Origin of the sequence: Methanoculleus sp. UBA291 (assembly GCF_002499755.1) — an archaeon.
GTDB lineage: Archaea > Halobacteriota > Methanomicrobia > Methanomicrobiales > Methanoculleaceae > Methanoculleus > Methanoculleus palmolei.
On sequence record NZ_DANC01000020.1, the window covers coordinates 1 to 13,876 of the forward strand.

The 13,876-nt window shown below is 59.5% G+C and carries 12 protein-coding genes and 2 tRNA genes; 4 read left to right on the forward strand and 10 right to left on the reverse strand.

The genetic code is table 11. The features are described from left to right. The first annotated feature begins 485 nt into the window (after positions 1-485). On the forward strand, positions 486-698 hold the full coding sequence (locus BP737_RS04225) for a hypothetical protein (RefSeq protein ID WP_292408878.1): 213 nt from the start codon (positions 486-488) through the stop codon (positions 696-698). 502 nt (positions 699-1,200) lie between these two features. On the opposite strand, the gene BP737_RS04230 is transcribed toward BP737_RS04225, so the two are convergent. After that, positions 1,201-1,274: transfer RNA gene (locus tag BP737_RS04230), tRNA-Phe, on the reverse strand. A 134-nt stretch (positions 1,275-1,408) separates the two neighbouring features. On the opposite strand from BP737_RS04230, the gene BP737_RS04235 reads away from it, so the two are divergent. Next, a complete protein-coding gene (locus BP737_RS04235; RefSeq protein ID WP_292408876.1) occupies positions 1,409-2,383 on the forward strand; it encodes a DHH family phosphoesterase in 975 nt (324 codons plus the stop codon). On the opposite strand, the gene BP737_RS04240 is transcribed toward BP737_RS04235, so the two are convergent. After that, on the reverse strand, positions 2,370-3,155 hold the full coding sequence (locus BP737_RS04240; RefSeq protein ID WP_342685960.1) for a hypothetical protein: 786 nt from the start codon (positions 3,153-3,155) through the stop codon (positions 2,370-2,372). The two genes, BP737_RS04235 and BP737_RS04240, sit on opposite strands and share 14 nt — an antisense overlap. A 42-nt stretch (positions 3,156-3,197) precedes the next feature. Here BP737_RS04240 and metG point away from each other — a divergent pair, with 42 nt between their 5' ends. Next, positions 3,198-5,192: a methionine--tRNA ligase gene (gene metG, locus BP737_RS04245; RefSeq protein ID WP_292408873.1), complete on the forward strand. Its 1,995-nt coding sequence runs from the start codon at positions 3,198-3,200 to the stop codon at positions 5,190-5,192. A 100-nt stretch (positions 5,193-5,292) separates the two neighbouring features. Here the strand turns inward: metG and BP737_RS04250 are convergent. The 3 genes from BP737_RS04250 to BP737_RS04260 all read right to left on the reverse strand — a co-directional run bounded on the left by BP737_RS04250 (position 5,293) and on the right by BP737_RS04260 (position 6,555). Next, positions 5,293-5,367, reverse strand: a tRNA-Arg gene (locus tag BP737_RS04250). A 79-nt stretch (positions 5,368-5,446) separates the two neighbouring features. Continuing rightward, positions 5,447-5,836 (reverse strand): DUF473 domain-containing protein, encoded by a 390-nt coding sequence (locus tag BP737_RS04255; protein WP_292408871.1) that lies wholly within the window; start codon positions 5,834-5,836, stop codon positions 5,447-5,449. Between the two features lie 5 nt (positions 5,837-5,841). Continuing rightward, positions 5,842-6,555 (reverse strand): proteasome assembly chaperone family protein, encoded by a 714-nt coding sequence (locus BP737_RS04260; protein ID WP_292408869.1) that lies wholly within the window; start codon positions 6,553-6,555, stop codon positions 5,842-5,844. Positions 6,556-6,614: 59 nt separating this feature from the next. Between BP737_RS04260 and BP737_RS04265 the strand changes: the two genes are divergently transcribed. Continuing rightward, complete coding sequence (locus tag BP737_RS04265; RefSeq protein WP_292408867.1) at positions 6,615-6,941, forward strand: DUF5611 family protein; 327 nt, start codon at positions 6,615-6,617, stop codon at positions 6,939-6,941. A 127-nt stretch (positions 6,942-7,068) separates the two neighbouring features. Here the strand turns inward: BP737_RS04265 and BP737_RS04270 are convergent, their stop codons facing one another. From BP737_RS04270 to BP737_RS04290, 5 genes are all read right to left on the reverse strand, one after another. After that, the gene (locus BP737_RS04270) at positions 7,069-7,395 is read right to left on the reverse strand and encodes a TfoX/Sxy family protein (protein ID WP_292408865.1); all 327 of its coding nucleotides are present in this window, start codon (positions 7,393-7,395) and stop codon (positions 7,069-7,071) included. Positions 7,396-7,570: 175 nt separating this feature from the next. Continuing rightward, the gene (gene leuS, locus BP737_RS04275) at positions 7,571-10,351 is read right to left on the reverse strand and encodes a leucine--tRNA ligase (protein ID WP_394339975.1); all 2,781 of its coding nucleotides are present in this window, start codon (positions 10,349-10,351) and stop codon (positions 7,571-7,573) included. A gap of 40 nt (positions 10,352-10,391) precedes the next feature. Then, on the reverse strand, positions 10,392-12,278 hold the full coding sequence (locus BP737_RS04280) for a PINc/VapC family ATPase (RefSeq protein ID WP_292408857.1): 1,887 nt from the start codon (positions 12,276-12,278) through the stop codon (positions 10,392-10,394). A 23-nt stretch (positions 12,279-12,301) separates the two neighbouring features. Further along, on the reverse strand, positions 12,302-12,667 hold the full coding sequence (gene hisI, locus BP737_RS04285; RefSeq protein ID WP_292408855.1) for a phosphoribosyl-AMP cyclohydrolase: 366 nt from the start codon (positions 12,665-12,667) through the stop codon (positions 12,302-12,304). Positions 12,668-12,673: 6 nt separating this feature from the next. Continuing rightward, the gene (locus tag BP737_RS04290) at positions 12,674-13,477 is read right to left on the reverse strand and encodes an A24 family peptidase C-terminal domain-containing protein (RefSeq protein ID WP_292408853.1); all 804 of its coding nucleotides are present in this window, start codon (positions 13,475-13,477) and stop codon (positions 12,674-12,676) included. Positions 13,478-13,876: the final 399 nt, after the last annotated feature.

The window sequence follows — 13,876 nt, forward strand, 5'->3', positions numbered from 1 at the left end:
TGAGGTGTTTCGGGATCACCTCCAACATACAATTGTATATCACGAGGAGATGGGCAGATGGCACAATTTGAGTTTAACCCTGCATCTGTGGTCGGTCGGCACTACAAGGAGGGAATGTTGCCGTATGGGGGTCGCGTAAACTGTAAAGGTATAATCACATATGCAGTGAGCCGCGAACAGTTCGATGAAAAGATGCGCCGGTTGGACTCCATCTAATGAATCAGCCCCAAAAACTCGTTTTTTTTAGATACTGATATCTTGATATCAGCTTATGAGGATTCTCGCTGTAAGGGAATCATCGATCATATATCAAACCATGGTGGATTCCGACTGGTAACTTCGATCACTGTGTTAGGCGAAACGTTGTTCAAAGTCATGGAGAACAATTTGGGTGGAATTTTCGTATATCAGTTCTTTCCAATCTCAATGGCTGGAACACTGAAATAATGTTCCCTGATGAAAGCGTAAGCCGGCTCTGTTATAGCATGAGCACCAACTACGACGACTCAAGAATGATCGGGCAAAAGACCGACAAAGTACATTTAGCGTATGCCATGTCACAGGAGTGTGACGTATTCCTCACTCACGATGTGGGCCTGACTCGATACAGGATTCCCAAAGAACTTGAAGAGGCGAAGTTTTTCAAGCCCGAAACCATGACACCCGAAGTCTTTTCAGATCGTTACCTCCGGCGATAACTCCTCACCCTTCGCCGATTCCCCTGCTGTTCGTGAGTGTTCCTCGTCGTTGCTGGTATCCTGTGTCCCCCGACAACGAACGCAGAGAAGTAGGGCTGATCACCTCTTAGGTGAGGGGTGTCCTGCACCGCCGTCCCCGGTTGGATATTACCCCCTGTTTTCGCTGTTCCGATTGAGGCGTGAGGCAGTACGGTGAAACAGTAGCTGCACACCTCCTTTCCCTCAATCGATGAAGTCATCCCAAAAGTGTCCAGCGGCTGAAGATTCATATAATTCAGAGTATTCTGACACATCCCCGCGAAAAATTGAGTGATCTTTGGCGTCAAGCTGCTGACACGGCTTCCCTCTGGGCATCGCCACGCGGGGGAGGGGCCGGGAGGGGGAAACCCCCTCCCGGCTGAGGTGTTTTGGGACGACCTCGATCTTAGGACAGCAACATGCTCTCCACATCTCGTTGGAAGCCAGGCATGCAGGCTCAGGAATTGAAACAGAGTTTAAAATATGCCCCCGCCCGGATTTGAACCGGGGACAACCAGATCTTCAGTCTGGCGCTCTCCCAGTCTGAGCTACAGGGGCTTCTGTCTTACAATGTTGTTTGTTGTCCCTAATAAACTCTGTGTCCCCGGGGTATGCCGCTTTGCACCGGGCTGCGGCACAGGAACGCATCCGAAAAGCGTCTGTTTATCACGTCGTACACCGATATGTTACCAATGGACCGGAGCGATCAGAACCGGGATGTCCGGGACAAGAACCTCATGCAGGCGCTTTCCGGGAGGACGGAGTCCGTTGTGCATCTCACGCACAACGACCTCGACGCCGTCGGCGGCGATGCCATCCACCGGAGGAAATATGGGGGCGTCTTCACCGTCTGGTCTTCGGTCGGCAAGTTCCTCCCTCTCCTGGATGCCGTGGCCGGCTCTCCGGGCCGGGGCGACCTTCTCAGCATATCGGATATCGGTTACCAGCCGGGCGTCGAGCAGCGGCTCGCGAAGGCCCGGTCGAACGGGTGGCGGATCGAATGGCGCGACCATCACCGCTGGAAAGATGAGGAGATCCGCGCCGTCGATGCGAAGACGAGCCTTCTCCACATCGACGTCGCCACCTGCGCCACCGGGATAGTCGCGCGCGACCTTGCCCCCGGCGACCCCGTAGCGGAGGAGATCGCGCGGGTCGTCTGCGACTACGATCTCTGGAAGCACCAGGACCCCCGGTCGAAGATGCTCGGCCAGGTCGTCATGCGGAAAGGCTTTCGGGAGTACGTCCGCGACAATCTCGTCCGGGGCACCATCGTCGATGCAAAGATAGAGAACGAGTACGGGCAGATCGCCCGGGAGATGGAGCGCGACATCAAAAAGAGCCTCCGTCACACCACCATCATCGCCAACGGCCGCTACCGGATGGCGTTCGCCCCGCTCTACGGCTACCCGAGCGAGACCGCACACGCCATCCGCGAAGAATTCGGCACCGATATCGAGGTGATCGTCTCCGGAAACGGTCGTATCTCCATCCGCTCCGTCCCCCCGATCAGCCATCTCATCGCCCGGGAGTTTTCCGGCGGCGGTCATCCCCACGCAGCCGGAGGCACGTTTTCGTTCACCCTCCTCGACCGCTTCCTCTTCTGGCTCATAAAAAGGAACCGCCACTACCGCCGCCTTGCGGAGACGGCGGAGTCTATCGAGGAATGAACGCCCGGTCTACGAGACCTTTCCAGTAATCCGGGCAACCGTCCTTGCAGTAACCGCCGACATCGAGCATCTCCGGATCGGCGAATGCGGCCGCCGCCGCAAGGTCCTCCGCCTCCGGATCGAGCAGGACCAGTCTTCTGACGCGGAACCGCTCCATCAGGTCCTCCGCCCGGCCGATCTCTTTTGCCGGGAGGATGAGGTCGCTCTGGTACTCGAGCAGCAGTTCCAGGTCGAAGGTCTCCGGATTCCGGGGGAAGAAGAGAATTTTCCGGCCGGCAAGCACCTCGAGCTCGATCGTCTCCGCCGCATCCGCAATTAAGATATGCCCCTGCACGCCCATGTCCCGCATCTCCCGCGCGAGCCGGGCATACGCGGTCGCGATCGTCTCGAAAAACTCCTCTTCGTCCCCCAGGTAGCCGTCCCGGAATCCGAGCATGTGGGGAGCGGGGAGAGAAAACCAGGCCTCCTTCCGCCTTGCCCGGACGGCGCGTGCATCTTCGGCTACGGCGGAGGGGTCGATGCCCGGCTCACTGACGAGCACCGCGTCCGCCATGCCGAGGAAGGCTTCTCGCCACCGCTCTCCGTAGAAGAGGCCGCCTGCGGCGGGCATCGTCACCCCCTCCTGGACGTCAAGCGACCGTTCGAGCCGGTAGGTGGTGAGGTCCGCTTCTTCCCCCTTCTTCCCTTTCAGCCATTCTGCGAGTTCCGGAACCGTGGGCTCCCCGACCTCGGAGCCGAAGGACCGGACCGGTATCGTAATCCGTCGTGCCATGCGCTGGTATCTTTATTAGCATCGCAACCAGAGTAGATAAGGATGAGTGGTAAGCCGTTGCTGGTAACGTGTGGGCTCCCGTACACGAACGGTCCCTGCCATATCGGGCACCTGCGGACCTACGTGCCGGCGGATTTTTATGTGCGATATATGCGCCGGTCCGGGGAGGAGGTCGTCTTTGTATGCGGTTCCGACAATCACGGAACGCCGATTGTGATCAGCGCCGAGCAGGAGGGCTCGACCCCTCGGGCCCTCTCGGAGCGCTATCATCAGCATTTCTACGATACGTTCCGGCGGATGGAGGTCATCTTCGACCGGTTCGGCATGACCGACGACCCTATGAACCACGAGACCACCCGCTCGATCGTGCAGCGGCTGATCGAGAACGGCTACGTCTATGCAAAGACCGTCAGCCAGAGTTACTGTCCCAAATGCAAGCGGTTCCTCCCGGACCGCTACGTGGAGGGGACCTGCCCCCACTGCGGGGCGGTCGCCCGGGGCGACGAGTGCGACCAGGGGTGCGGCCAGCACCTTGAACCCGGCGAGATCAAGGATGCGGTCTGTAAGATCTGCGGCACGAAGGCGGAGTACCGGGAGCAGGAGCACTACTTCTTCAGGCTCTCGGCGTTCCGGGACTTCCTCCTCGACTACCTCCCCAATCTCCGGGGCACGGCCACCGCCCGGAACTACGCCCTCGGCTGGGTGAAGGAACTCCTGCACGACTGGTGCATCACCCGGACGCTCGACTGGGGCGTTAAATTCCCGGGGAGGGACGACCTCGTCGTTTACGTCTGGGTCGACGCACCGATTGGGTATATATCGTTCACGAAGGAGTGGGCAGAGACCGCGGGCGCCGACTGGAAGAACTACTGGTGCGGCGACGACACCCGGGTCACGCACTTCATCGGGGGGGACATCATCTATCACCACTGCATCTTCTGGCCGGCGCTCCTTAAAGGGGCGGGCTACGGCCTTCCGTATGCGGTGGTCGCAAGCGGCATGGTCACGATCGAGGGCAAGAAGTTCTCGAAATCGCGGGGGAACGTTGTCTGGGCAAACGACGACTACCTGGACCGGGGACTCCCTGCGGATTACCTCCGCTACTACCTCCTCTCCTACACCAGCCACACAAAGGAACTTGACTTCTCCTGGAAGGTCTACGCCGAGCGGGTGAACAGCGAGATCGTCGGGACGCTCGGAAATTTCATCTACCGGACGATGTACTTCGCCGGGAAAGAGTTCTCCGGCGTGCCGGACCTCGCTCCCCGGCCGGTCGTCATCGACGAGATCGCGCGGTCGCTCTCCGTGGTCGATGCACTGATGCAGGACTACGACTTCAAGAACGCCGTCGATGCGATGATGGCACTCGCGTCGTTCGGGAACTCCTACATCCAGAGCAACGCCCCCTGGAAGTTGATCAAAGAGGACCGGGGCGCGGCTGAGCAGGCGATCGCCGACTGTCTGCAGATCGTGAAGGCGCTCATCCTTATCTTCCAGCCCCTGATGCCTGACGCGATGCAGCGGGCCTGGACGATGCTCGGCTACGACGATGATGTCGCGGACCACCCGATCGCCGAGGCCACGGAGCCAATGAAAGCCCATACGCTTCCAGAGCCCGCTCCCCTGTTCGCAAAGATCGATGAGGCCCAGGTCAGGGATTTCGAGACGGTCCTTGCCGCGCGGGTCGAGAGGGCGAAGGAGAACTCGGAGAAGAAGAGCCCCGTCGTCTCCATCGAGGAGTTCGAAAACCTGGATATCCGGGTGGCAAAGGTCGTTTCGGCCGAGCCGATCAAGGGCTCGAAGAAACTCTATAAACTCATCGTCGACCTCGGGGGCGAGAAGCGCCAGGTGGTCAGCGGCATCGCCGGGTTTTACGCCCCCGACGAACTGGTGGGAAAGGACGTGGCGTTGATCGCAAACCTCGCCCCGGCGAAGATCTTTGGGGTCGAGAGCAGGGGGATGATCCTTGCCGCCGGCGACGAGGCCTCCCTCCTTGTCCCCCTCCGCCCGGTCAGGCCGGGGACGAAGGTCCGTTGAGGCGGGACGATCCATCAAACTTTTTTTCGTCAGTCTGACGGGCGGCCCGCTCACTTCATTCGAAAAACTCCGGGCCAGACGGTGCGAGAAGAGATGGAAGCGGGCCTGGGGGGATTCGAACCCCCGGCATCCGGGTTAGAAGCCCGGCGCTATGTCCTGGCTAAGCCACAGACCCCTGCTGTATTCCCATACATTTTGGTCTCCCGGGGATATTAACCCTTTGAGGGCGCGGTGTCGTGGGAAAAGAAAACGGATCAGCCGGCGCGGTAACACGCCGCCCTGATGATCTCGACCTTGGTCGGGTCTCCCCATTTCCGCCCTTCAACGTCGCGTGCAATCGTCGTTCCCCGGAACTGGACCTTGATCCGGGCCGACATCCGCTCCCGCTCCTCAAAGGCGAACGAGCTGGTGACCTCGACCCGTTTCATGCTGATGTTGAGGACAAGAAGGTCGACCATGATCCCCGCATCCCCGGGTGCGAGGTCTTCCTCGTTGACCGACGTTATGAAGAGACACTCTCCCGGCGCCGTCTCGGTCAGCGTGATGATGTTGTGGGCGCTGCTCAATTCGAGGGTGCGAGCCTTGCCGGTCTTGAGTTCGGCGATCACCGACGGTGAAATTCCTGTTAATGCTGCATACTTCATGGTCTTCACCCGTACATCGGCAGTTGCTCTCTCCGCGGCGTCGCCTCGGTCTTCTGCACCTGCTCGGAGATCTGGGCCATCGCCGCCTCGATCTCCACCGCCTGTTCGAGCAGCGGCTTGACGTCCAGGTTGAGATGATAGAGTTTATTTAAGACCTCAATCGTGGCCGCAGAGGACCGCGGGTCGGGGGTATTCACCGTCTCACCGAGAAGTCCGATCCCCGGTATGCCCCGTGTCTTGCACTCCGTGAGAAGGCTTGCTGCAATGCCGGAGATGCTCCCCATCGGGAGGATGATCGTCTCTTCCTCAATACGCTGGAGAACCTCCCGGCTGGTTGCAACCCCAAAGACCCTCTTTTCAGGTTCGTTCGTGATGATCCCGGCAATCGTGGCGATCTCCCGGACGTTAAACTGGGTGAGCCAGTCCAGGATGCCGTTTGCCACCTCGTAGCAGATCATCGGGTGGATGGGGACATCGGAGATGACTGCGGCGAGACTATCCTTCTCGTAGAGGCGCACGGGCGCATTGATCACGCCTTTTGTCATGAGAGCGACCGGCGGGAAATATTTGCTGGTAATCGTCCCGATCTGCTCGAATTCCATCTGTTCGACGAGGTATTGCAGAGCAATACTTCCGACGAGTCCGCTGCCAGGGAACCCTATCAGCACCGTTTTATCGGCGCCGTTAAGCGCTCTGGCTATAACCTTTATATCATCCATGGGGATCAACCACGTATTCTCGGTTAGTTTAACATAGATGGCTGTCCCTTAAAAATATTATGCAAGAATACCAGATCAAGCGTGGATACACAAAAAATCTTGCAGAATCCATGGTACAGGGTCTCCGCGATCAGTTCGAGACTGAACCCACGACCTCGAGGGACGGCCATTACACCATCGCCTACGGAGCGCTCCTGCGCCTTGAGGTCCGGCTGGGTGCGGGAGGCAAGACGTTGATCGTCGATACCGAGGCGGACAAAGCCGCCACCGACGAGACGATCATCGACACCAACCGCCGGTTCCGGAACTACCTCCAGCAGGTGACCGGGTATACGGCAAAAGAGCGGGCGAAGAAGGCCCAGCAGGCCCTTAAGGGAAGCACATAATCGGGTCGTCCTCCGGGGGTATTCCTTCCGTTTTGCGGACCCGGTGGATGGATGCGCGAACGATCTATGGGCGGACGCATAGGTGAGGCACGAAGCAGATATCTTCTGCTGCTTCAGGCCGGATCTCCTATTTTCTACCTTTTTTCTTAGGTTTCGGCACCGGAAGTGCGGCACAGGTTATCCGTGTGAGTTCTTTCAAGAATTCCGTATCGTCCAGATCGTCGATCAGGAAGTACGGTCTCGCGCCTTCGTAAGGCAGTGCGGTCTCGCCGTCCGGCATGAACTCCTTTCCCGGTTCGGTGATCTTCACGAAGAACTGGTTGTCGCAGACACAGGCGAAGAACGTTCCGTCGCAGTATATCCCGTATTCGCCGAACATCTTCCTGTACGTGATATCCCCCGCCCCGGCGAGTTGTTCGGCTACAAACTCAACGAATTCCTGGCTCGACGCCATACATACGCCTCCTTACTCTCTACGCCACGCTTCGCAGAGGGTTTTCAGCGGTCAACCGTCGCCCCGGAACGGCCTGCTGATTGCCGTGCACCCATTGCAACCCGTCTGTTGGGGGGCGGCAGCATACCCACGGTCATCCGGTTGAGGAGGGCCCCGGCTGAAAAAGGGGGGTATCCTACTCGATCACAATCGCCGGTTTGAAGGGCAGGGCCGCCGTCGCCTTCGGGTGGGTGCTCTCCCCGGCGTTCTGGACCGTCACCGGCACGCCGAACTCGCGCTCCAGGAACTGCCGCGCGCCCTCAAGGACCGCCTGCTCGTCGAGCGACGATTCCTGCAGTTGCTTCACGAGGTCGGGCGGCAGTTTCAGCACAAGTTTCGTGATTTGCTTTGCAGCATCCGTCGCCTCGCGGCCGCGCTTCCGCATCTCCTCGTTCTGCATGATCTCCCGCACCACCCTCGTCTTGTCGGCCGAGGCGGCGATGATCCGGAACGCCTCGTGCTTCCAGGCCGGGGCGACGAAGAGGCTGATGGATTTCGGCTCTATCGGGATGAGTTTTCGGATAGACTCGATGTCCTCGACCGTCCGCGCCAGGAACTCCTCGGCGAGTTCGACCTCCTGGCTGACCCGGGCCTCGTCCACCTCCGGCCAGGGGGCGAAGGAGACCAGACCCTTCCCGCCGATCTCGGCCCAGAGCGCCTCGCAGGTGAAGGGGATGAAGGGGGCAAGCAGCCGCACCCAGGTACGGCAGAGGTCCTGCATCACGGCCCCGCCGCTCACGTCCCCGGGCAGGCGGCGGCGGTACCACTTCAGATCGGCCTCCACGCCGAAGAACGCCTCCTGCAACGCCTGCCGGGTCTGGAACGAATCGAGCGCTCTCGTGGTATTCTCGATGCGACGCTGGAGCCTGCTTTCGAGCCAGACATCGATGGATGAGGCGCCGTCCGCCTGCTTTGTCTCCGCGACGGTGTTCCAGAACCGCTCGATCTGCTTTTTAGTCGACGAAACAAGTTCATTGCGCCAGTCGAAGTCCTGCCAGGGCTCCGCACTCCCGACAAGGAACATCCGGACGGTATCGGCACCGAACTCCTCCAGAGCATCTTCGAGCAGGAAGACGTTCCCCTTGCTCGACGACATCTTCGCCCCGTTCAAGAGGCCCATGCCGAAGACCACCATGCCCTTCGGCTGCAGGTCCTGCGGGAAGATGGCACGGTGGTGATAGAGTTGGAACGTGAGGTGGTTTGATATGAGGTCTTTTGCCGAAAACCGGTAGTCGTAGGGATACCAGTAGAGGAACTCGCTCCGGATACGGTCGAGGGTCTCCCGGTCGATGGTATCGGGATTCCCCTCGCCTTTGAAGATGTACTCGAAGACCTCCGGCGTCAGTTTCTCCGGAGGAATGGCCTTCAGATGGTGGGCAATCGTATAGTAGGCCATGTAGATCGTCGAGTCGGAGAGCGGCTCGATGATCCAGGTTGGGTCCCAGGGGAGCTTCGTGCCGAGCCCCACCCGCCGGGTGCAGGCCCAGTCCTTCAGCCAGTCGACCGTTCGGTTGAACTCGGCCCGGACCTCGGCCGGGACAAGCGTCATCCGCTCAAGCTGGGTCTTCACCTGCTCCTTCCAGCACGGATCGCTGTACTCCAGGAACCACTGGTCGTGGAGGATCTTCACAAAGACCCTGCTGCCGCACCGGCAGATCACCTGGCGGTTGTCGAACTCGTACATCGGGATGGAGCCGTAGCGCTCCATCATCAGGGCTGCAACGTCGTCCCGGGCTTCTTTCACCGGCTTTCCGCCGTATTTCTCGAAGACCTTCCCGCGAGAGAACTCGGCGCTGTAGATCTCCTGGGTGAGCGCTTCCATCCCGGGGTCGTTCTGGTCGCGGATGCCTGCCCGCTCGACCGCGTCCTTTGCCGGGATCTCCCCGTAACCGTCGACGGAGATAAGCGGGACCGGCCGGATGGCCGTATACTTCCCCTGCTGCTGCAGGTCGCGGAGGGCGATGTAATCAAACGGTGCGTGAGCGGGAACGCTCATGACGATTCCGGTCCCCATGTCCGGGTCGACAAACGTTGCCGGAAGGATGGGAATCTCGCCGCAGAGCGGGTGAGAGACCGCCCGGTCGATGAGCTCGGTCCCGGGGACCTCCTCCGTCGTCAGGACCTCGTGGTCCTGCAGGGCGAGCTTCCCTGCCGCCTCCTTGCTTACGATCCACTCCTCTCCGTCGATCATCGCCCGCACGTAGGTGACGGTCGGGTTCACCCAGAGATTCGTTACGCCGTAGACGGTCTCGGGACGGAGCGTTGCGCACGGAATTCTGGCATCCCCCAGGTGGAAGACCACCAGGGTGAACCTGATGATCTCGGCCTTATCGCCTTCGAGCAGGTCGTGGTCCCCGACCGGGTTCTCGCACTGGGGACAGTACTTGACCGGGTGAGCTCCCTTGACGACGTGCCCCTCCTCCTGCAGGTGCGCGTATTGCCACTCAATGAACTTGCTGTACTGGGGATCGACGGTGATGAACCGCCGGCGCCAGTCGATCGAGAGACCGCACTTCTGCATCACGCGCCGGTATTCCTCCGAGAAGTACCGGACGATCTCCATCGGGTTGATGAACCGGTCCAGGATATCCTGCGGCACCCGGTAAAGGTCGCGGTACAGCCCGATCGTCTTTTTGTCGCCGTTTGAGATCCTCTTGGAGATCCCGATGACCGGGGTTCCGGTGACGTGGAACGCCATCGGGAAGAGGACCTGTTTTCCTCTCATCCGTTGGTATCGGGCGACGACGTCCGGAACGATGTAAGTCCGCCCGTGCCCGACATGCATCGCCCCGCTCGGATACGGGAATGCCACGGTCTGGTAATACTTCTCCTTCCCTTCTGCCGGGTCCGCCTCGAACGCGTGCTCCCACCGGGCGCCCCACTCCCGCTCGTTGCTTCGCATATCCAGTCCGCTCACTCTATGCCTCCAGATTTTGTTTCCGTCATCATCCCTCGCCTCATACCGGCCGTAGCCGGATCGTCTCGCCCTCGTTGTAGCGTTTGATCATCTCCTGGGCAATCGTGCTGCTCTTGGCAAGGAGGATATCCCCCTCTTCGTTCACCGTGGCCGTGAAGAGGTACTCCTTTCCCGCAAAGACATCGACGATCTTTCCTTTGTTCTCCGGGGAAACGATGGTTAATTGCTTCCGATCGAGGCGGATCTTGATACCGCCGGCAAGCTGCATCTCCTCCTCGACGGGTCTTCTCGTCTCGAGTTCGCTCCTCGGCCTGATGTCGATCCCGATACCCAGTTTGTTCACGATCGCCGAGACGTTCTTTCCGCCTTTACCGATCGCCGCAGGAACGTCTTTGTCCTCAATGTAGACGACGGCCTTGTTGTCGCTGATGATGCGGACCTCGACCGGGCCGGTCGTGTACCGCCCGATCTCCCGCTGGACTTCTTTCTCGGCAACCTTCCAGGAGACGTTCTCCTCAGGCTCCGCCGCCATTGCAACGGCCGGCGTCTCCGTAGCGGCGCGCGGTTCGGTAACGTCCTTCTGGACGAGCGGTATCACCAGGAGTTCGCCCTCATGGCGGAAGATCTCGATCTCGGGCACCTGTTGCGTGTGCTCGCGGACAACGACGACCGGCCGGATGTATGCATCGCCGCTCATGCCTTCGGGCGCTTTGATCGTCAGTTCGAGGTCGTAGATCTTCGTGATCATGCCCTGGGCGACACTGATGATGGTGTCGATGATCTGCGGCAGGACGCTGTAGCCCACGCGGTCGCAGAATCGCCGGAGGCAGTCGTGCACCTCCATGGCATGCACCACCCCGACCATACCCATTCCGGCAAGGCGCATATCGGCGTAGACGCCGAAGTCCTCACCCTTCCGGATCTCGTCGAAGATGACGTAGTCGGGCCGGACAAGCAGGAGGGCCTCGGCGGTGTTTGCCATGCTGCCCTCGAGCGCCGTGTACTGGGTGATGTGGTCGGGAACCTGCAGGTCTCGCGGTGCCTCCATCGTCTTGACGATGAATTCGTGGTCGGCGAGGAACGTTGCAAGGCTCTGGGCGAGCGTCGTCTTTCCCGCCCCGGGGGGTCCCGCTATCAGGACGCCGCGGCGGCTTCCGAGGACCCGCTTCTTGATCTCCGGCGCCATGTCGTAATCGTCGAGCGAGAGGTCCACGAGCGGCCGCACCACCGTGATCTCCATCCCGTCCGAGAACGGCCGCCGGGCGATCGATATCCGGAGCGAACCGATCTGGAGGACCGTGATCCCCCGCTTCTCGAGTTCGATAAAGCCGTCGGGGTCGCGTTTTGCCCTCTCAAGGAGTTCCTGGGCCATGGACTTGAGTTCGTACTCGGTCATCGGTGTATCCCGGAGGGTGACCAGACGGGTATCGCGGAATTTCCCGATCTTTGCCATCGGCGGGACCCGCTCTTTGAGGGTGATCGCGGTCGTCTCCTCGTCAAGGAACTGATCGATCGTGAGCGGTGAAAAATCGCCTATCTGCGGTCGAAGATAGGTAACATCGAGCCCTTTCGCCTTTGCCACCTCGGCCTGCACAAGGTCGCTCGTGACGAACCGGGCGTCATGGTCGATGGCGACGTTCCTGATCAGGGCGTCGATCTCGCCCCCGCTGGAGAGTTTCACCTGGTCGAGGCTCGGGCGGTCTCCGGAAAACTGGAGTTCGATGACGTTATCCTCCGACATCCGAAAGAGTTCCTGGAGTTCCGTCAGACCGGAAAACCCTATCTCACGTCCCTGGTTCGCCTGCGCTTCCAGTTCGGCGACCACGGCTTCCGGTATGATTATTGTTGCGCCCTTATATTCTCCGGTTTTTATCAGCGAAGTTATGCGTCCGTCTATCACGACGCTGGTATCGGGTACAATTTTCATTAAAAATCACCATAGTAATGAGGTCATTCACCCTTATTAGCGTATACCTTCTCCGGATCAACGACGATTCCGGCGATCTCCTCCCCTTCGATCGTGCGGTAAAAACACGAGGCGTGGCCGGTATGGCAGGCAACGCCTTCCTGCTTCACCTCATAAAGGACCGCATCCGCGTCGCAGTCGACAAGCACCCGGCAGACTCGCTGGAAGTGCCCGCTCTCTTCTCCTTTCTTCCAGAGTTTCCGCCTGCTTCTGCTGTAATAATGTGCATATCCGGTGGTCCGGGTGAGGTCCAGTGCCTCGGCGTTTGCGTAGGCGAGCATCAGGACCTCACGTGTTCGCTTCTCCTGTACGATGACAGGCACCAATCCGTTCTCGAATTGTATCTCCATATTGGTTCACATTCCTGCCAGAGTCTTCATGATGATAAAGAGGATATCTCCCATGAATAGCGCAATCAGGAATCCTGCCGTGATCGGTATGATGAAGGGAATGCCGTAGGATATCCAGACTCTGCCGGCCTTCCGGTAGAGGGCAAGTTCCTCTCGGTAGTCTTCGGGGTGCAGCCTGAGGTCTTTCGTGTACAGCCGCCGTTCTCCCCGCAAAATACGCCCTAACGACTCGGTAAATCCGACGAACCGCCTCATCAGCCTGCCGTCCCGTTCCTCGATATCTTCCATGACAAAGCCGAATTCATTCTGGATTTTTTTCCCGTCGACGGGAAAGCCGAGGAAGAGACAGGGTAGCGGGGCCCGGTTACCCTGGAGCAGGTTCTTTGCGAGTATTGCAATCGGGGTCGCGATGTTGATGAGCACGGCGTTCGTGAGCACGGTGAACGGGAAGAACCCGAGGGGCGGGGAACCGAAGTATGGCTCAATCGGGAAGAACGGGATGCATGCGGTGATGATGATGAGGGCGTACGCATCAGCTCCCCCGAAGAGGTTTACGGCCTGGAAGAGGTAAAAAAATCCACAAAAAACCGCAACCAGAATGAGGTAGCCTGCTGCGATGCGCCAGTCTGCGAGGATGGTCAGTCCGTATACCCAGACGGCCGCCGGGATCGCGACCGCGAGCGCGGGGCGCCAGGTTCGATGGGGCACCCGCCGCTCCTTTGCGTCCAGAATCGACGCATATATGAGTGTGATACCTATCACAACAGCCGCAATCAGGAGCGGGACACCTATCGCCGGTGGAAGAATCATGGGCACGTACTTTATTCACCTTTTATCTCTTAGTTCTGGCGATCTCTCTTTGAGAATTTTCCGGGAGTACAAAACCCTTCTCGGCTTGTTCTGTGCCTCATGAGGGAGCAGGCGCCACGATCTGCCGGCGGAGGTCTCAGCAGTTCGCTCATTTTAGTTCCCACAGAGTCCCCTCAACTCCCCGGCCGTCACCAGAGAGGCGACAGTCGAGCACGAGATGTCGCGGCCCGGGTTTCGTCCCCTGTGTTCCCATGCAGTGGACCGGGGAGGGCACCCGTACGCCCTTCCCGGAAGCCCCCATTCGAAGACCTCCGGTCTTCTCAAACTCCTGCCCTTCGGCCAGTTGTTCCCCGCCTCCGAGCTACGATCCTCCAGAACCAGTATTTCGCTCATGTCAGC